Consider the following 18,130-nt stretch of genomic DNA (forward strand, 5'->3'; position numbering starts at 1 on the left):
GCTCGACGAACACGCGCAATCGTATCCACTCGCTTCAACTCCCCCTCCATCCGTCAGCAAAAGACGGATGGTCAGACGAAACAGGTGGGGGGTCAAAATTGGACGCCGGTCACCCCGCCAGGGGGGTCAATATTCCACGCCGAAACACAAAGCTCGTTCCGGAGGGCATATCTGATGAGATGAAGGGAGCGAACACGATACGCTTGATCCTGCAAAATCTTTCGGTCCTCACGCAGCATATCGCTGAGTTGCGGGGGCTCTACGGGTCCGGTCACGGTCGCGATGGCCGACATCGTGGATTGGAGCCGAGACATGCGAGGCTAGCTGTTGGTGCGGCGGTTGCTTTCATCGATTTTGTGACCGAAACCTATCACGAGCGCCATATCGAGAAGGAGCCGGCGGATGCTTAGCCGCTGGCGAGACCGCCGAAGACGCCGATCCAACATTCTCGAGACTGTTCTGAGCGAGATCGGCGGATTCTGATCCGAAACAGGTGCGGGCTGAGAAGTCTGGAGCGAGCCACGTCCTTTTCGCTGGACCTGAGGGGCCGCCGACTGGATTCGAGCACGACTAAGCAGATCGCTCCACCACCCGAATTTTTGCTAACTTACATCCGCTACGTGTCCATGAGATTCAAGCGGTCGAAGAATACGCGGTTGCGACGCTTCGCATCCGAGAGAAGCTTACCGTAGTCGATGACCTCGTAATAGATCCCGAATGTGCGGTGGTAGCCGTAGTACGACCGGTGATCAGGGGTGACCATGGCATCCGACATCTTCAGCTCGGCGTGCATGCTGGGCGTGATGTCACACACGACATACGCGAACGCGGGGATCTTATCTCCCGCCACCGAGAGCGGACGGCCGTTGTCATCCTTGAACTGGCCACCGCGAATAAGCTGTACTTGCTCGAACACTTGTCTTAGCGGATTGTCGTCACCAGTGTAGTCGTCTCGCTGGGGGCGCTTGAACTCGATCACCGTAATGCTGTTGAGCGGCATCCCGTCGTCTGGCTTTTCCGAAAAGGCGATCTTTCTATCAAAAATAAAAACGTCCGGCCGCTTGCGCGAATCCGACGTAAAATCGGTATGGGAGTTCAATGGCCGATCTGACGCTATGAACGAATGGAAATTGAGGCGCTCGTCAATGATCCAGAGGTTCTGCTGCGAATAAAGGATCTCCTGATCCGTCGCCCTCATCGGAAACAGGATCTTATGAACTGCTTCCTCCAAGGGATACTTCCCGGTGCGCTTGTCGTTGGCAAGCGCTTTCTCCAACAGCTCGATGATGATCTTGCGATGGGAAACGTACTGTGCAAGAGCCGAGACGCCGAGTTCGTTTGAGCGCTCCATGAATTCCGACAGGCGCTTGCGGTACCCTTCGTAATCGTCCTGCTTGGCCGCCTCGGTTAGGATGCGTGATCCCTCTCGTTTAAGGCTTACTTCACGTTGGTGAAGCTCGCGATGCAGCGCCAATTCCATGTCCATCTTGGACGCGGTTGGCGAGATCGACCCTATGAACTCGTCGAGATAACGGAGGAGAGGCTTGTACTGCGGAGCTTCGCTTCGGACGTAGTCTCGGATCCGCTTGGCTTTCGCGGCATTAAGGCTATCGATGAGGTCAGCAAGATCCCGTTGCACGAAAGCAAGGCAATGAGCGCGGATATCAGACCGCCTCAAGTCTTCAACTTGCAGCAGGTCGCCTTGGGCGTCGTCCAGCTCTTCGTGCAACATGTCAAAGTCGGTACGGAAATTATTGACTCGGTCGTTCAGGTAGTCGCCCTGCACCACGGCGAGATAGACGAAACTCTCCCCCTTTTCGTTTTGCAATCTTCCGATGAAGTTCGGGATGAATTGGTCTAGGCGTTCGGTAATCACCGCGCGTGAGTTCGCCGCATAGATCAGCCTGTGCTGTGACGCCCGAGGCGAGTGGAGGCGGAAGCCATCAATGCGAAAGGTCCGACCCCCGATCTCGAATGTTTCGCTGTGTCCCCCGCGCTGGAAGTTTTCAGCGAAGACTTTGTTGAGGGACAGCTTGATGCCTCCATCGTGGATCTCGACTTCGGGGCAGTCCGGCTGCATCAGTACAAGTATGAAATGCTCGGCAAGCCGCTGAGCCAAAACCTCAACGTCAGTAGGGCACTGCTCCCGGTAGGGTGAAAGAAAGCCTCCGAGCTTGATGGTCGTCCCTGTTGTACCGCCGTCGAGTTGTGTCGCGCTGGCTGCGTCAGGATCGTATTCGAAGCCAAACTCGAAATCCCGAAGCCAGTTACCGGGCGCGTCGTCGCCGTCCTTGGCTTGGAATGTTGTCTTGACGTGCACCGTTTCGAACGCCTTGAGCCACATGAACCGACCGAGACCCTTGCCGCCCCGCTCGTATTTGTGTTCCGAATAGGCAGTGTTGAACGAGTCGAAATTCTCGTCGGTGAACCCTATCCCCGTGTCACTGATCTCGAAGCCGACGATCGGAGCGTTGTCATTGGCGAGCAGGTCGCCGTCGCGCTCAACAACGATCGTTATCCGGTGTCGTTTGTCCGACTGCTCGTCCTGGATCGCTTGAAACGAGTTCATCACCGCTTCGAACAATGGCAGCAGAGCCTTCCACTTTGGAAGCTGCGTCTGTCGGATCTGACCCCTTAGGTTCGTACGGAGCATTCCTGGCTGGAGGGCGATGATCTGGTTCATGAAGTCCGGCCTGTCTGCGGCGTGGTGTGGTTCGAGGTGCGCCCCGTCGCTCGTATCGGAGGGTGCCCGATGCTACCATGACTTCTAATTGATTGAAGCTGGGAATTTCGTCCTAGGCTCAAAAAATCGCGGCTTGATAGGTCGGCGTTGCAGAGAGCGCCATTTCCATTACAAATATCATCCCTCGAGTTTCCACTCCTTCAAGTCCTCGAATTCGGGTACGTCATCAAACCAGAAATTCGGAAGCCATTCCAGGAACAGGTGGTTTACGTGCTCCACGAGACTCCGAACATTCATGGCGACCTCGTGAATATCGTCTTCATCTAGGACGCGATATTCATTGCTATCCTTCATTCTCCCGTTTCGGTGAACGAGATCGTGCCGAACTTCCACCGCTTGGACGATCGCTTGCCGCGTGGCATCGTCGGGGAAGACAGACTTGCCGAACACCGCGATGCTGAGTTTATCCGCGATTTCGGTGTCATGCCAGGAAAGGCCCCGGACCCATGGCATAAGCTGGCTACGAAGGTATTGCTCCGGCGCCGCTGCAATAGCCCGGATGGGAACCTTAACGTCCTTAAAGCGACCGATCTTCATGATGATTGCCCGCACCATCTTATCGTCCCGCTCACAGACGTAGATGAACGTGTCCCCCAAGAACGCCTCCATCAGCGTGATGAACTGCTGATAGACCACCCGCGTCATGAGTTGGTCTGCGCTCTTGTGAACGACTACGGATGCAAGCGTCTTCGCGTCGGCGAATGCTCGAACGAAGACATCATAGGGATGATGCGGCGGCTCATCCTCCTCATCGAAGGTCCTGGCATCGGGCGCATTGATCTCCACAGCGCGCAGCGTCAACGGCGTCTCGGGCATTTCTTCGATATAGGCTTGGCCATTTATGAAGGCGACCGTGCTCTGCATCTCACACCTCGGGCATACGACAAGCTGGCGTTGGCGCCGATCCACCTGCACAGGAATGATCGCTCGAAGTTCGTGGAAGCAGGCATCTGTGGGGCAGCGATAGAGAAGGGATGCGAAATCTGGGTGAGTTTTGATCATGGGACAGCGTACATCGCCAACTCGGTATCGCAAGTGGCTAGCATCCTTGGACCTCGATGATATCGGTGAATATCGTGGGGCCCGGTTGGGATGGTCCCCCGGATTTGGTAGAAGAGACTAGGCGCCTATCGGAGCGCCTTTCACGCAAAAAGTTGTAACTAACATCCGAGCCCACAGTGCCAAGTTGCGATCGGGGCGCCGATTTAGATTTGGCGATCGATCTGTCTGGTGATCGAGGCGTTCACCTTTGCGAACACGCGCTGGGAAACCAGGCCTATAGGCCCCCGAAGTGAACGTCGGGGGGCTTCCGTTTTTCCGTAAACTGGCGGAAGAAGCGGTTTTTCACCCATCGCGAATATCTTCGCTGCCTCGAAGTCGTTCAAGGATGCTGCAGCGCGCGCGCCCATCATCTGGATAGCAAAATCTGGATAAAATGTTTTGGATGACCGACGGAGCTAAATTTGCATATTGGATCCCAATGACCAAGTTTCCAACGCCAGTCAGTAATCACTCCGTTGTCGTGCTCGCCTACGACGAACTATGCACTTTCGAGTTTGGCTTGGCTGTCGAAGTTTTTGGTCTTCCACGGCCAGAGATGGGATCAAACTGGTATTCATTTGCAGTTGCTTCGGTGGACGAAGGACCACTTCGGGCGATGGGAGGCGTCACGATCGAAGCCGATGGTGGACTAGATCTCCTCACAGCTGCAGACACCATCGTGGTGCCCGGATGGCGCGGTGCCGCCTGTCCCGTTCCCAAGCATTTGATCAAAGCGCTCCAGCACGCGGCCGGGCGCGGAGCCCGGGTCCTGTCAATATGTTCAGGTGTTTTCGTACTAGCTGCAGCAGGCTTGCTGACCAATAAGCGGGCGACCACTCACTGGAGATACACGGAGCTGCTGAAGTCCATGTTTCCGGCGATTAGCGTCGTTGAAGGCGTGCTCTACGTTGATGAAGGCGACATTCTGACGTCAGCAGGCAGTGCCGCCGGGCTGGATCTCTGCCTCCATTTGATCCGGCGTGATTTTGGAGCCGCCGCCGCCAACTCGGTGGCAAGAAGGTTGGTCCTACCGTCCCATCGTGAAGGTGGGCAAGCACAGCTGCTCGGCCGTCCGGTTCCCGAGGATCATGAGGCTTCTCGTATCAGTCCGCTGCTCGATTATATCCGCGATCATATCCAGACAGCCCATCGAGTCGATGATTTGGCTAAGCGCGCTGGCATGAGCAAACGAACCTTTCTAAGGAGGTTTGAGGACTTAACAGGCACAACGCCTTCCCAATGGATACTACTCGAGCGCATGGGGCGTGCGCGCGAACTCCTCGAGGCGTCGGATATGTCGATCGAAGGTATCGCAGATGCGGCCGGGTTTGGATCTGCCACGGCGCTTCGTCACCACTTTAGGGTTCGAATGGGCACCACGCCCCTAGCATATCGCGAGCGCTTTAACGCTGACCAATCAGGTGATCGTCGGCACGATGCTGTGATCGCCTGACGGTACTTCCCTTTGACGGACGATCCTCCATTCGCAATTTGGGCACAGCGCGTAAATGCCCCGGCTCAGCGAGGTGTCTTAACGGTGACCACAATGCTGGTTGCGCCGCCTTGGCTTAAAAACTCCACCGCACGTCTATCGGGTTTCATCTCATAACTTGGGCCATCAAGTCCGAAATTCTGTGGATAACGGTCGGATTTGCTCGCGAAGAGATCAAAGGAGTCTTTGGCATCTCCGAAATCGAATCCTGTCGAATCCTTGAAAATAGCCATAAGCATCTGAATTATATGCATATTTGACAAAGTGCTCCGCTTTGTGTTGGCCTTGCCACCTGAGCATGAAGGTCCTGACCACAAGCGCTCTTGCACACCTGAGAGAGAGTTCTGTCACCATTAACGGAGAAGCAACAGGATGGACGAGTATCCCGAGATCGCTGAACACCGTGGTATCGTAGCGCATATCTTTCGATCAAATGACGGCGGTCCGATACGTCGTATATTGAATGGCCGCAGGAGAGGGCGAACAGGGACCTTCGTCTCGCATAAGGGGGAGTTGCGTGCCATGCCTTGGGAGTCTCGGGAAGGCGAGCTCCCGGTCATCCGTCTCGCAGAGGTATGCACAGGCGTCGCGGGTCTGCTTGCCCAGCCTCACCGGTTAGAGCTCCGCGTAGTGCAGCAAAAGGCGCCCTTGATCTATTTTCCCGATCTCGAACTCTGGGTCGATGACGAACTCTGGAAGGATCTCCGCTGCGGCATGCCGTTCTGGGAACTGGCACTGAGATCGAGGACGCTCAGAACGCCGAGATCCCGATGCCGGAGAGTCGTGATCGAAGTCAAGCGCGATAACGACCCGCGCCTTGAAGACCCTTGGTATCAAACCAAGCTTGACCTGGCGGGGCAGATCTATGCGCGTTTGCGGCTGCTTTTCCTAATCGTACGCAGCGACGAGATACCGAACGATGTGAACGCTCGCCTGAAACTGATTGCTGATAGGCGGCATACCGAAGTTACTCTCCAAGACTTCGACATCCTCCGTACGATATTCTTGGGCCGGCAGATGCGGCTTACTTATGCCGAGGTTGTCGCCGCTCTGGGAGGCGGCCCCGTAGGCGCGTCCAAAGTCGCGGCCTTCCAAGTGCGTCGCGATCTTTCGATCGATCTTAGCGACGAGCTTGGAGAGGACAGCTTGGTGAATTTCTTGGGATGGTGATGTCGTCTATGGCCCGGTGTTTGAAACAATTCTGTTCACTGCAGGTCGGTGCAGCGCTCCATGAATTCATGGCTGGAGGTATGAAGTCGACACTTTGCGTTTGGCGGGCGAGAGCTGAAGTTTTCGATCGAGGCTGTAGCTGATGGCAAAAATTGTCGATGCATCAGAAGGCGATGAATACAGCATTTCAGATCCGAACTTGGCAGGGAATTTCAAGTTCGTTCGAACCAATCGCAATGGCTCGATCGTCTTACGCAATCGTGACACTGGTGAAGAAACGGTTGTTCCCTATTCCGCGTTTACGATCATGCGTGGTTTGGGCATTGCGATCAGAGTCGCGCGCAAGGGTGTTCCAACGCACACCGATGCGCTCGGCTCGTATCATCTACTCGACCAAGATGACGTAGAGATCGGAAAGAAGGAGCGCCAACGACGCATCGCGGCAGCCAAAAAGGTGTTGCGAGCGCGGACCATTCTCTACTTTCTTGAGGAATACGATAACGACCCAAACGCCACGACTTACGTGAACAAACTCGGGCTGTTTCTCAATAGAACCGCTGATAAGGCCTGGAAAGAGGGATTTGAATGGAGGATATCTGAAAGCCAGTTTCGAATCTTTTTAAACCAATTCGGCGAACCCGGTAATCGCAATCTAGGGCAAATTCTGGCCACGTCAGGAAAGCATAAGGTCAGCCATTGGCCAGGCTGGATGGACGAACTGAAGGGCGAAATGATCAAGCTGTATTGGTCAGCGCGTTTGATCACGAAAGATACTGCCCGAAATTTTTACATCACTAAGTTTGAGGAAGAGCGGAAGAAAAGAGGTCTCACGCTAATCAAACCACCCGCCGCTACGACTATGAATGACTGGATACGCGACTCAGAAACCGAAGAACTGTACGCCAAGAAATGGGGCGCAAGAAATGCCCACAAAAGACATGTGGGCACGGTTGACAGCATAAAAGCTTCTAGGCCTCTTGAGTACGTCATACTTGACCAAACGCAGATCGATCTCTGGCTCAAGATAGTCGATAGTCAAGGCAACGTCATCGGGACGATGCGCGCCTACCTTGTTTATGCAATCGACGTCTATTCCGGGATGGTTCTTGGCTTCTTCCTGACGTTCGAGCCGCCCTCAGTGTACAGCTTGATGAAATGCATACGGCATATCCTTCGGCCCAAAACCGAACTTGAGAAGCGATTTGGTCACTACAAGGGGGCTACGGACGGGTGGGGGAAGCCGACGGTCCTAATTCTCGATAATGGCTTAGAGAATATCGGGGTCTCCCTACAGACCGTCATGGAAGGTGTTGGCATTGATATCGAGTACGCCTCGCTGCGGACGCCAGAACACAAGACGAAGGTCGAACGTATTTTTGGGACCACCAACAATCTGTGGCATCAGCTGCCTGGAGGCCGCCCAGGTGGTTTAGACAAGCGCAAGATGGTCGATCACGATGCTCGCGAAGATGCTGAGTACACTCTTCCCCAGGCAATGCGAAAACTCAGCGAATTCATAGTGTGCCGATACCACGTGGAGGGCTCTAAAGGCGGCAAATCCCCCGCAAGGAAATGGGCCAAGGGTATAGTTGAACACGGGCGGGACACTGTAGATGACGTGAACGTCCTAGATCGGATGATTGGTCAATATGGCCGAGCAACTCTTACCACCAGTGGCATTAGCTTCATGGGAGAGAAGTTTCATGACCAAGCCGTCACTTCGATCCTTATACGAGATATGACGCGGTTCGGGAAACAGCGTGACCAACGCGACCTCGGGCAGACTATCGTTATTCGAGTAAATACCTTTCGCGATCCGCTCGACTGCTCGTTTCTGAACGTCCTCAATGAGGGGACGGGACAACTCATGAGGATGAAAAATCGATTTCCCGAATCGACCAAAGGACTGTCCTTTGAGATGTCCAAGAAGCTCCGCCTGTATGCGGCAAAAGAAGAGTTGCCGTTCCACACCGAAGTTGAGCGGTGCGAGGCTCGCTGGAAGTTGTTCGAAGACTCTGCATCAAAACTAGCTGAAGAAGCTCACAAGAAGAAGAATAGCCGAAAAGACCTTCGTGGTTACCATGCAGAATCGTTGACGTTGGTCCCAGGTGACGAAGTCGTCGAGGTCGCGGTCGATCCTTCTGTCACGGGTATGAACGGCCAGAAGATTCCGAACACCGCGCCTGTGACCCTACGTCGAAATCACGGTCAAGCGCCAGTGGGGCAGCAGCGTGGTGGCGCTTCCAAGAAGCCAAATAGCAAACCCTCTGGAAAATCTCGCAACCAGGAGCGCGCAGCACCAATGGACTATGACATTCACGGCGTCGATCAAAATTCCGCGCCTGCCCCAGTTCATCAGGAGACAAATCCTTCGCCAAACGTGGTGGATGTTCAGGAGTTCTTGCGGCGCCGCGCTGCCGAGAAGGGGGGACGTTGGTGATAGATCTCGTGACTTCGAAGGGGCAAATAGCTGCTCGATTTCTCGCTATGCGGATCAGCCACCCGCGTGCAAAGCTAGTCTATGACACTTTGGACACAATGCGGGAAGGGAAGCGACTTTCCCCCGGCAGTGGTGAAATGGTTGCTGGAACCTACTTCGCCGACAGCGGCTATGGGAAATCTACTATAATTCGCATGTACTTAGAACGCCGGGTCGTGGACGAATGCTACGAGCGCGGACTGTTCACTCGGGATACCCCCCGCGAACGGGTACTAGCGAGACAGAGGCTCGTGCTACACCTCACTCTTCCATCAGCAACGAAAATGAAGGCGTTGATGCAACGCCTACTTGCTGCTCTCGGAGATCCTCGTCCTGATCAGGGGGCCAACATCGAGGCGCAGACATTCAGAGCGGGAATGTTGATGCGGAAGCATAAGGTGGAACTCCTCATTATCGATGAAGTCGATCACTTGCGTGTTCCGCCGCCCAGACACTCTACAAAGCGTGACGAAGCCACCTCGGTCCACAACCATTTGAAGAACTTGTTGATCGAGGGATACCCAATCATGTTTGTTGGAATTCCTGAGGCACACGAAAAGCTTTTCAGCGAAGATCAGATGCTCGAAAGAGATCTCTATCCTATCAGCCCACAGCCACTTGATTACGGAAAGGCCGAAGACCATCAGCTGCTGATGGATTTTGCCGCGGATCTGGGCATCATCCTGCAAGAAAAAGGGATCATGCGTGATTGGAGTGATTTCTTGAGCGGTGACACTTTGCAATGTTTTTTTCTGGCGAGTAAAGGGCTGCTCGGAACGATGGTAAGGGTTCTTTGGAAGGCCGCTGAGATCGCTTTCGAAGATGGTGCGATGCGTGTCGAAAGAAAACACCTCGAGATGGCGACGGATACATTCGCAATCCGCAAAAAATATATCGACTACAACCCCTTTAGGGAAGGGCCGAAGTCGACGCTGCCGCTCAAGCAGGATTAAGTTTCAGGAGAAATCGAATGGCACGCACCGTGAGGAAACCGCCCTCTGACTACGAGGCGGGCGAACTATCGTATCCTGTGAACGCGAAGTCAGGTGAGGGGCTCGCCGATCTCCTATATCGGGCAACGGCTGAAAACGGCTATCTTTCACCAGCACCGGTTTTGGGCCTGATAGGTCTCGGCCCGGAGGCAAGACTTACTCATGGGGCGCTCGCAGGACAAGCGATCGATGCTGCACGAGTGGCTTTTGTACTGGGCCTCCCCAGTGCTAACGAGATTGAACGTCTCGAGTATCGAGCAACTAGGACCGCTGAAACTCACTACAATTTTTTTGGTCGCGAGGTCCGCGGGCACGCGTTTTTTAAGAGTTATCGGATGGTGTCGCCGCTATCGCTAAGGCGAGATTGCTATCAGAAGGCGATCTGGAGTGTGCGGGGCATCACGTTCGATCCTACTACACGCGAGACACTACTATTCCATTGCCCGGTTTGCACGAAACCGCTCACATTCTTTAGGTCATATGGAATCGAGTATTGCGCGGCGTGCTATGAACGCGGCGACGTGGTTGATTTGAGGGAATTCGTTCAGCCTATCGTTGAGGTCGAGGATGAGGAGGCCTTACGACTTCCGCTCGATCTGGTAGACCCGGAACTAGATGTACAAGACATAGACCTAACAAGTGTCCCGGAACCAATTCGAGAGTTTGGGCCCGGAGCAATCTTCGAACTTATAAGCAATATTGCTCGGCTATGGAATTTCTTTCAAATCGATGGAAGCCCCAGTCGCGACGCTCTATTGCGTCATCAGACTCCTTATCCGGAAGACATGGCAAAGGCAGCACGCTCTATAATGAGTTGGCCGGAGGGACTTAATGAGCTTCATGATAAAATGCTCTATAATCAAAAAATAAAGCAACTGAGAACGCACGCAAAGGAGCGATATCGACCTCCACTCTCGCAGATTTTGTCGTTGCTCGATGATCGTCTTCGGAAGATCATACTTTCCAAGTTTCAAGAAGAAAAGCGACGCGTGGCTTGCCGTTCGCTCGCCTTAATTACGAGTAAGCCGGGGGATCAAGGACCGAAGTTAAAACTCTCTAGGGGCTTCTGGGGGCGCAACCACAGATCTGGGTTGAAGGCAGTCAACACCGTCGCATATCTCAGTCAAAGTGGCGCATCAACTATTGGATCCTTCGACGCAAGGTTCTTAATGCTTAGAAGCTCTCAGCAAACACGAATATTCGCGAAGCAGTCCGGTATCCCGATCTGCCTTCTTCCCGACCTTTTTGCAGGGAATTTCATTGAGATTTTAGATAACGCGGTTGATCCATACCTTGAGCGATGTGGTGAACCACCGAAAGAATCTCTTGAAGAGCGCTTTCGGGCGCTGTCGTCACGACGAGATCTACCCTCCTCCAGTATGTCTTTAGCGGATGCTGTTAGCACTCTTTCAGGGAGGCGAATTAATCCCTTTCCAGCTGTCTTCGACGCAATCTTCGGAGGCACTCTGGAAGTTTGGCTTGCGGAGGGGAAGGGCGTGCTCATCCATCGGCTGCGAGTCGCAGACTTTGACAGGCTGCGCGAGCTCCTTCGTGTTGCTAGAATTGTCGAAGAACTGTCCGAACTCCCCGCAGATAATCGCACGGCCTGCGTTATTTTAGGCTTGCGAAGAGAGATGCTGCTGAGGATGCACCACGTTCATCTTTTGCAGCCGGACTTGACCATAGGGAACGTCTGGCTCTTTCACGACAAGTTCATCTTAGGACCTGAAATCCTCCGTCGAGGATCGATAGCGACGGGAGTAGGGATGCACCACCATTCAATCGCTAAGGAGTTGAAGTTGGGGGCTCTAGGAAAACGCGAGATAGTCGCACACGAGCGTGGGTCGGTGGAGAAACACTACGGGGACCGGTTAGCTTGGCGCGCCTAGAAGCTGTAGAATCGTTTTAAACCCGTCCGATAGAATCGAATCTTCCGGCGCTTTAATTGGAAAACAGCGATTTAGCAGAATCGTTCTCGTCCGGTCCCGATAGCACGTTCGAATTCGGTATCGCCTACGAAGTCTTCGGCCTGCCGCGTCCGGAGATGGGCGAGGGCTGGTACCGCTATTCGGTCTGCGGCATCGAGCCGGGGCCGTTGCGGGCCGCAGGCGGATTGACCGTCTCTGCCGATCACGCTCTCGATGTGCTTGAGCATGCAGACCTGATCGTCGTGCCCGGCTGGCGGGCGATCGATGCGCCGGTTCCTGACGATCTCGTTGCGGCCTTGCGGGCTGCCCATCAGCGCGGTGCCCGCATCATGTCGCTCTGCTCCGGTGTCGCGGTGCTGGCGGCATCAGGGCTGCTTTCCGGCCGCAGAGCGACGACACATTGGCGCTATGTCGCCGCAATTGCGGCGCGCTATCCCGATATCACCTTCGACGCCGGCGTCCTCTACATGGACGAGGGCAGCATCCTGACTGCGGCGGGAAGTGCCGCCGGTATCGATCTCTGCCTGCATGTGGTGCGGGGCGATTTCGGTGCGGAGGCGGCCAACAGCGTCGCCCGCCGCCTCGTCCTGCCGCCGCATCGCGAGGGCGGACAGGCGCAGTTCATCCATGCGCCGGTGCCGCAGGAGCGCGAAGGCATCCGGCTCGGGCCGCTGATCGAATGGATGCGCGAGAGGCTCGATACCGAACAGCCGATCACCCTGCTCGCCGAAAAAGCCGGCATGAGCCAGCGCACCTTCCAGCGGCGTTTCGAGAAGACGACGGGCCTCAGCGTTGGCGAATGGCTGCTGAAGGAGCGCCTGCGCCACGCCCGGGAGCTGCTCGAAAAACCGGCCGCCACCTCGCTCGACGACATCGCCGCCGCCAGCGGGTTTGGGACGCTGGCGACGATGCGGCATCATTTTCGCAGGCGGCTAGGAACGAGCCCTGGGGCGTACCGGAAGACGTTTGCGGGGTGAGCGCCTCTGCCACCCTCATCCCTGTGGCGAGCACAGGAATGAGGGAAGGGGGTAGGCAACGCCGCGGAGCAAAATTCTACGCGGCGCCAATCTCTATTCCGCGGCCTGTCTCGCCATCGGATTGTTCGGATGCGTCGTCCAGTTGGCATAGTTCGGATCGACGATCTTGCCCGTGCGTTCGTCCAGCGCGCCTGCTGGCAGGGCTTCCATGGTGATGCAGTTCTCGACGGGACAGACGTTGACGCAGAGATTGCAGCCGACGCATTCGTCTTCCATCACCTCGAAGTGGCGGACGCCGTCAACGAACTGGGTGATCGCCTGGTGCGAGGTGTCCTCGCAGGCGATGTGGCAGCGGCCGCATTTGATGCAGGCGTCCTGGTCGATCTTCGCCTTGGCGATGTAGTTGAGGTTCAGATACTGCCAGTCCGAAACGTTCGGAACGGCGCGGCCGGTGATGTCGTCGAGGTTGCGGTGGCCCTTGGCGTCCATCCAGTCGGAGAGGCCTGAGATCATCTCCTGGACGATCTTGAAGCCGTAGGTCATCGCTGCGGTGCAGACCTGTACGTTGCCGGCGCCGAGAACCAGGAACTCGGCGGCATCGCGCCAGGTCGTCACCCCGCCGATGCCAGATATCGGCAGGCCGTAGGTTTCAGGATCACGGGCGATTTCGGCAACCATGTTGAGGGCGATCGGCTTGACGGCCGGGCCGCAATAGCCGCCATGGCTGCCGCGTCCGTCAATCGAGGGTTCCGGCGAGAAGGTGTCGAGATTAACAGCGGTGATCGAGTTGATCGTGTTGATCAGCGAGACTGCATCGGTGCCGCCCGATTTGGCGGCGCGGGCCGGTTTGCGGATGTCAGTGATATTCGGCGTCAGCTTGGTGATGACGGGCATGCGGGTATATTGCTTGCACCAGCGCACCACCATCTCGATATATTCCGGCACCTGGCCGACCGCGGCACCCATGCCGCGCTCGGACATGCCGTGCGGACAGCCGAAGTTGAGTTCGATGCCATCGGCGCCTGTCTCTTCGACCAGCGGCAGGATCGCCTTCCAGCTCTCCTCCTCGCAGGGCACCATGATCGAGGCGATCAGGGCGCGATCCGGCCAGTTCATCTTCACCTGCTTCATTTCTCGCAGGTTGGTGTAGAGATCGCGGTCGGTGATCAGCTCGATATTGTTGAGGCCGAGCAGGCGGCGGTCGGCGCCCCAAATCGCGCCGTAGCGTGGGCCGTTGACGTTGACGACGGGCGGGCCTTCCTCGCCGAGCGTCTTCCAGACCACGCCGCCCCAGCCCGCCTTGAAGGCGCGCTCGACATTATAAGCCTTGTCGGTCGGCGGCGCAGACGCCAGCCAGAACGGGTTCGGAGACTTGATGCCGACGAAATTATTGCGGAGATCAGCCATTGTTCATTCTCCCCTTCACGCGACGGCAACGGCCGGCTGCAAACCTGCAGTCAGCATGCGGTTGATGGATTCGGCGGCATCGCGGCCCTGTGCCACGGCCGAGACGGTGAGGTCGTCACCGCCGAGCACGCAGTCGCCCCCGGCCCAGACGCCTTCGATCGAGGTTTGCCCTTCGGCATCGATGGTGATGCGGCCGTTTTCCATGCGCAGTGCCCCAAGGCCGGAGGCCTCGAAGGTCTGGCCGATCGCCTTGAAGATCTGATCGGCGGCGATGACGCCGGTTTCGCCCGTCGTCACCAGACGTCCCTCGGCGAGCGCGGTATATTCGACCTCGATGCCGGCGACCTTGCCGTTGTTGGCGACGATCGATTTCGGCGCCAGCCAGTGGCGGATGATGACGCCCTTGGAGCTTGCGAGATCCTGTTCGAATTCCGAGGCGTTCATGTGTTCCTTGCCGCGGCGGTAGCAGATCGTCACCTCTTCGGCGCCGAGCAGCTTTGCCTGGACGGCGGCGTCGATCGCCGTCATGCCGCCGCCGAGAACGACGACGCGGCGGCCGATGGCGATCGCGCCCTTGTCTGCAGACTGGCGCAGACCGGCGATGAAATCGACGGCGTCTTCGACACCCGGCAGGCTCTCGCCATCGACCTTCAGGGCATTGACGCCGGCAAGACCGAGACCGAGGAAGACGGCGTCATATTGCTGCTGCAGATCGGAGATCGAGAAGTCGCGGCCGAGCTGCTCGCCGTTCCTGACCTCGATACCGCCGATTGAAAGGACGTAATCGACTTCCTTCTGGGCGAAGTCGTCCACCGACTTGTAGGTGGCGATACCATATTCGTTGAGGCCGCCGGATTTCGGCTTGGCGTCGTAGATGACGACGTCGTGGCCCTTGACCGCAAGGCGGTGGGCAGCTGCAAGCCCGGCCGGGCCGGCGCCGACGACGGCGATCTTCTTGCCGGTTGCGGCGGCGCGATCGTAGAATTGGCGGCCGGCGTTCATCGCGGCGTCAGTCGCGTAGCGCTGCAGGCGGCCGATCTCGACAGGCTTTTCTTCTGCCGTGTTGCGCACGCAGGCCTGTTCGCACAGCTCTTCGGTGGGACAGACGCGGGCGCACATGCCGCCGAGGATATTCTGGTCGAAGATCGTCTTCGCCGAACCCAGCGGGTTGCCTGTCGATATCTGCCGGATGAACAGCGGGATATCGATGGAGGTGGGACAGGCCGTCATGCACGGCGCGTCGTAGCAGAAATAACAGCGGTCGGAAGCAACCAGCGCCTCATGCTTGTCGAGGCGCGGATGAAGATCGGAAAAGTTCGCGTCATACTCGGCGGGCGAAAGCCGGCCGGCATGAATCCCAGTTTCCAGACGTTCCATTGAAGTTCCCTCATTATTGGTAAACGGCCTGTGAGGGAAAGCGTAACTCAGGTCTAAAAATTTATCAAATGGTAAAATTTTGGAATATTTTGCAGGCTATACCGCTGATTTCATGTTGTTTTTTGTTTTGGTATCATGAGCGGAAATGCTGCCTGGGGCTGGGCGCTCAGGGCCAGGCAAAAAAAGATTCACAAAAGTCCACTTTTTTTCCGCAGCGTTGGAACCAAAGGTTAACGGCGCCGTTATTGGGATATCCAGATGATGACCGCATCGACCCAACATGCGCGCCCCCAACCCATCATCCGGATCTTACTCACGGTCCCCTCCCGGTGAGTAAAAACAGCCAGTGCGCCGCCCTCGCACTGGCTGTTTTACTTTGTGCGGTTTGCAGCGCTGTAACGGGAGACGGGGGCTATCTCACGCCCGCTTGAGGATTTCGAATTCTGTCTCGGGGACGAGCAGCGAGTATTCGATGCGCCCGGGGATCAGCTTCAGTTCTGCCTTGCCATTCATAGAGGAAGGCACCACGCGTTCCAGAACCGTCTTGCCGAAGCTGTTTTCGCTGAATTCATGGATCTCGGTCTTGTCGGGCAGCGCTTCCGCCCAAGTGACTTCGATCGCCCGCCTGCCGTTCAGTTCCGCCTCGCGGCAGTTCAGCGTGATCGACGCCGCGCCGCCGGCGATTGCGCCGAAGGAGGCGGAGTTGACGATGAGCTCGTGCAGCGCGAGTCCGAGATGGACGGCCGCGTTCGGCGTCATATGGGCGTTGATCCCATAGATCGGCAGCGAGCCAGCAGTCTCCGGCCAGTAGGGCGCGAACTGCTTTTGGGCGAGCTCGAACAGATAGGCGCCGCGCCAGCTGGAATCGGTGATCAGGTCCTGCGAATTTGAGAGAGACTGCAGGCGGCCGCGGAATTTTACCAGGAAACCATCGAGCGACAGCGTGTTTCGCGCCGTCTGTGTGGCGATGCCCTGGATGATCGCCAAGAGATTCTTGGAGCGGTGCGAGAGTTCCCGCAACAGCGACTTCAAGACCTTTTCTCGGTGGCGGGTTTCGGTCACTTCGGAAAGCACCGTCAGCACGCCATGGCTGTCGCGTTCGCTGTCGCGTTCGCTGGCGCGCTCGACCTTCAGCTCGTAGCTGCGCATCTCGCCGCCGACATTGACTTCGATCTCAGCGGTCGTGGCGAGCCCGGTGTCGAGCACCTTCATTTTCAATGCATGCAGATACTCGCCATAGGCGCTGCCGAACAGATCGGCGTCCGTCATGCCGGGTCTGAATAAATCTTGGAAATGAGCGGGGAGATTCTCGGCATAGGCCATCTCAAGCCTTGAGTCCTGGAAGACAATCGAGATTCCGGCGCTGCGCAGCGCCCGCTCCATCATTGCGGCCTTGCCATCCGTGCGGATCGGCTTGCCGGTCAATGGTTCTGTCGTATTCACCAAGCCGCCTTTCCTTCGATCCGTCTGGTGCAGCTGGATAGAAGTTGGCCCATCAGCCAACCCGCCGGTCAGTTTATAACCAAGCGTTGCAGAAACAGTTAAAGCGGCCGGAGCGCACCAGTCATGCTGGAACGCCCCGGCTATTGCTTTGTTCCGTCACCCGGAAACCCGGGTTTCAGGCTGCAACCTTGGTGGATTCATTGAAGAACAGCGCCTGGCTGATCAACGCCTTGACCATGTCGGGGTTGAAGGGTTTCGTGACAAGGAATGTCGGCTCCGGACGCTCGCCGGTGAGCAGGCGTTCGGGGAAGGCGGTGATGAAGATCACCGGCACGTTCGAGGTCTTCAGGATGTCGTTCACGGCATCAATGCCGGAGCTGCCGTCGGCAAGCTGGATATCGGCGAGAACCATGCTCGGCTTGGTCTTGTTGTAAAGCGCAACCGCCTCGGTATGCGTGCGGGCAATGCCGGTGACCCGGTGGCCGAGGCTTTCGACCATCTGCTCGATATCCATCGCGATCAGCGGTTCGTCTTCGATGATCATGATGTCTGTCGCCACCTGGCGGGAAATTTCCTGCGAGGCGGTGTCCAGAAGCCCCATCACGTCCTGTTCGGCGATCTCAAGGATCTCGGCGATCTCGCCGACGCGGAAGTTCTCGACCGATGCGAGAATGAAGGCTTGGCGGGCGCGGGGAGAAACCTTGGCGAGATTGACGGTCGCGCGCTGTTCCCAGGCGTAGGGAGACGCCGGTTCCGGAATCTGGACTGCCGTGGAACCAAACAGTTTGGTGAACAGTTTGTAGAGTGCAACACGGTCGTTCGCGGTATCCGGGAAAATGGATAGGTCGGCGATGATTGCCTCAAGCACGGCGGCTACGTAGGCGTCGCCAGAGGTCTGAGTGCCGGTAAGAGCCCGGGAATAGCGACGCAGATAAGGAAGGTGCGGCGCAATTCGAGTAGAAAGTGTCATTAAAAACTCCCGTCTGTAGGCCGGTAACTGGCGCTAATGAGGCAGAAACGTGAGACGGGTAAAAAAGTTCCGGAGCTTGCGGAACTTTTTTCAGACAGCCGCATTATCCTG

At 56.6% G+C, this 18,130-nt stretch carries 14 protein-coding genes; 7 read left to right on the forward strand and 7 right to left on the reverse strand.

Features of this window, described 5'->3' with window-relative positions; translation table 11 throughout:
• Positions 1 to 410 (forward strand): abortive infection family protein (locus AB4Z25_RS28695; protein ID WP_442210435.1); only part of this gene is annotated, 410 nt, incomplete at its 5' end.
• 206 nt (positions 411 to 616) lie between these two features.
• Here AB4Z25_RS28695 and AB4Z25_RS28700 read toward each other — a convergent pair.
• The gene (locus AB4Z25_RS28700; protein ID WP_442210438.1) at positions 617 to 2,683 is read right to left on the reverse strand and encodes an ATP-binding protein; all 2,067 of its coding nucleotides are present in this window, start codon (positions 2,681 to 2,683) and stop codon (positions 617 to 619) included.
• 177 nt (positions 2,684 to 2,860) lie between these two features.
• Positions 2,861 to 3,607 (reverse strand): hypothetical protein, encoded by a 747-nt coding sequence (locus tag AB4Z25_RS28705; RefSeq protein WP_442210440.1) that lies wholly within the window; start codon positions 3,605 to 3,607, stop codon positions 2,861 to 2,863.
• A gap of 580 nt (positions 3,608 to 4,187) precedes the next feature.
• On the opposite strand from AB4Z25_RS28705, the gene ftrA (AB4Z25_RS28710) reads away from it, so the two are divergent.
• Positions 4,188 to 5,237 carry a transcriptional regulator FtrA gene (gene ftrA, locus AB4Z25_RS28710; RefSeq protein WP_442210442.1) on the forward strand — a complete coding sequence of 350 codons (1,050 nt, stop codon included), beginning with the start codon at positions 4,188 to 4,190 and terminating at the stop codon, positions 5,235 to 5,237.
• Between the two features lie 65 nt (positions 5,238 to 5,302).
• Here the strand turns inward: ftrA (AB4Z25_RS28710) and AB4Z25_RS28715 are convergent, their stop codons facing one another.
• Positions 5,303 to 5,509 (reverse strand): hypothetical protein, encoded by a 207-nt coding sequence (locus tag AB4Z25_RS28715; protein ID WP_442210445.1) that lies wholly within the window; start codon positions 5,507 to 5,509, stop codon positions 5,303 to 5,305.
• Positions 5,510 to 6,059: 550 nt separating this feature from the next.
• Here AB4Z25_RS28715 and AB4Z25_RS28720 point away from each other — a divergent pair.
• The 5 genes from AB4Z25_RS28720 (at position 6,060) to ftrA (AB4Z25_RS28740) (ending at position 12,822) form a co-directional block, all read left to right on the forward strand.
• Positions 6,060 to 6,446, forward strand: a complete 387-nt coding sequence (locus AB4Z25_RS28720) for a hypothetical protein (RefSeq protein ID WP_442210447.1) — start codon at positions 6,060 to 6,062, stop codon at positions 6,444 to 6,446.
• Between the two features lie 142 nt (positions 6,447 to 6,588).
• Positions 6,589 to 8,886 carry a hypothetical protein gene (locus AB4Z25_RS28725; RefSeq protein ID WP_442210449.1) on the forward strand — a complete coding sequence of 766 codons (2,298 nt, stop codon included), beginning with the start codon at positions 6,589 to 6,591 and terminating at the stop codon, positions 8,884 to 8,886.
• 47 nt (positions 8,887 to 8,933) lie between these two features.
• The gene (locus AB4Z25_RS28730; RefSeq protein ID WP_442210496.1) at positions 8,934 to 9,878 is read left to right on the forward strand and encodes an ATP-binding protein; all 945 of its coding nucleotides are present in this window, start codon (positions 8,934 to 8,936) and stop codon (positions 9,876 to 9,878) included.
• Between the two features lie 17 nt (positions 9,879 to 9,895).
• Positions 9,896 to 11,806, forward strand: coding sequence for a hypothetical protein (locus AB4Z25_RS28735; RefSeq protein ID WP_442210452.1), 1,911 nt, complete (start codon positions 9,896 to 9,898; stop codon positions 11,804 to 11,806).
• A 56-nt stretch (positions 11,807 to 11,862) separates the two neighbouring features.
• Complete coding sequence (gene ftrA / locus AB4Z25_RS28740) at positions 11,863 to 12,822, forward strand: transcriptional regulator FtrA (RefSeq protein WP_442210455.1); 960 nt, start codon at positions 11,863 to 11,865, stop codon at positions 12,820 to 12,822.
• 93 nt (positions 12,823 to 12,915) lie between these two features.
• Here ftrA (AB4Z25_RS28740) and preA read toward each other — a convergent pair whose 3' ends face one another.
• The 4 genes from preA to AB4Z25_RS28760 form a co-directional block, all read right to left on the reverse strand.
• A complete protein-coding gene (gene preA / locus AB4Z25_RS28745) occupies positions 12,916 to 14,229 on the reverse strand; it encodes an NAD-dependent dihydropyrimidine dehydrogenase subunit PreA (protein WP_112538951.1) in 1,314 nt (437 codons plus the stop codon).
• 15 nt (positions 14,230 to 14,244) lie between these two features.
• A complete protein-coding gene (locus AB4Z25_RS28750; RefSeq protein WP_112538952.1) occupies positions 14,245 to 15,606 on the reverse strand; it encodes an NAD(P)-dependent oxidoreductase in 1,362 nt (453 codons plus the stop codon).
• Between the two features lie 417 nt (positions 15,607 to 16,023).
• A complete protein-coding gene (locus tag AB4Z25_RS28755) occupies positions 16,024 to 16,989 on the reverse strand; it encodes a PAS domain-containing sensor histidine kinase (protein WP_112538990.1) in 966 nt (321 codons plus the stop codon).
• A gap of 235 nt (positions 16,990 to 17,224) precedes the next feature.
• Positions 17,225 to 18,019 (reverse strand): response regulator, encoded by a 795-nt coding sequence (locus tag AB4Z25_RS28760; RefSeq protein WP_112390455.1) that lies wholly within the window; start codon positions 18,017 to 18,019, stop codon positions 17,225 to 17,227.
• Between the last annotated feature and the right edge of the window lie 111 nt (positions 18,020 to 18,130).

The organism is Rhizobium sp. RAF36 (assembly GCF_052114105.1).
Lineage (GTDB): Bacteria > Pseudomonadota > Alphaproteobacteria > Rhizobiales > Rhizobiaceae > Rhizobium.

What these genes read in the sequence shown, in the direction of transcription:
- AB4Z25_RS28735 (WP_442210452.1), top strand. Translation starts at nt 9,896, where the DNA reads ATGGCACGCACCGTGAGGAAACCGCCCTCTGACTACGAGGCGGGCGAA.
- AB4Z25_RS28700 (WP_442210438.1), bottom strand. Translation starts at nt 2,683, where the DNA reads ATGAACCAGATCATCGCCCTCCAGCCAGGAATGCTCCGTACGAACCTA.
- preA (WP_112538951.1), bottom strand. Translation starts at nt 14,229, where the DNA reads ATGGCTGATCTCCGCAATAATTTCGTCGGCATCAAGTCTCCGAACCCG.
- AB4Z25_RS28715 (WP_442210445.1), bottom strand. Translation starts at nt 5,509, where the DNA reads ATGGCTATTTTCAAGGATTCGACAGGATTCGATTTCGGAGATGCCAAA.
- ftrA (WP_442210442.1), top strand. Translation starts at nt 4,188, where the DNA reads ATGACCGACGGAGCTAAATTTGCATATTGGATCCCAATGACCAAGTTT.
- AB4Z25_RS28750 (WP_112538952.1), bottom strand. Translation starts at nt 15,606, where the DNA reads ATGGAACGTCTGGAAACTGGGATTCATGCCGGCCGGCTTTCGCCCGCC.
- AB4Z25_RS28730 (WP_442210496.1), top strand. Translation starts at nt 8,934, where the DNA reads ATGCGGATCAGCCACCCGCGTGCAAAGCTAGTCTATGACACTTTGGAC.
- AB4Z25_RS28705 (WP_442210440.1), bottom strand. Translation starts at nt 3,607, where the DNA reads ATGCAGAGCACGGTCGCCTTCATAAATGGCCAAGCCTATATCGAAGAA.
- AB4Z25_RS28725 (WP_442210449.1), top strand. Translation starts at nt 6,589, where the DNA reads ATGGCAAAAATTGTCGATGCATCAGAAGGCGATGAATACAGCATTTCA.
- AB4Z25_RS28760 (WP_112390455.1), bottom strand. Translation starts at nt 18,019, where the DNA reads ATGACACTTTCTACTCGAATTGCGCCGCACCTTCCTTATCTGCGTCGC.
- AB4Z25_RS28755 (WP_112538990.1), bottom strand. Translation starts at nt 16,989, where the DNA reads ATGGAGCGGGCGCTGCGCAGCGCCGGAATCTCGATTGTCTTCCAGGAC.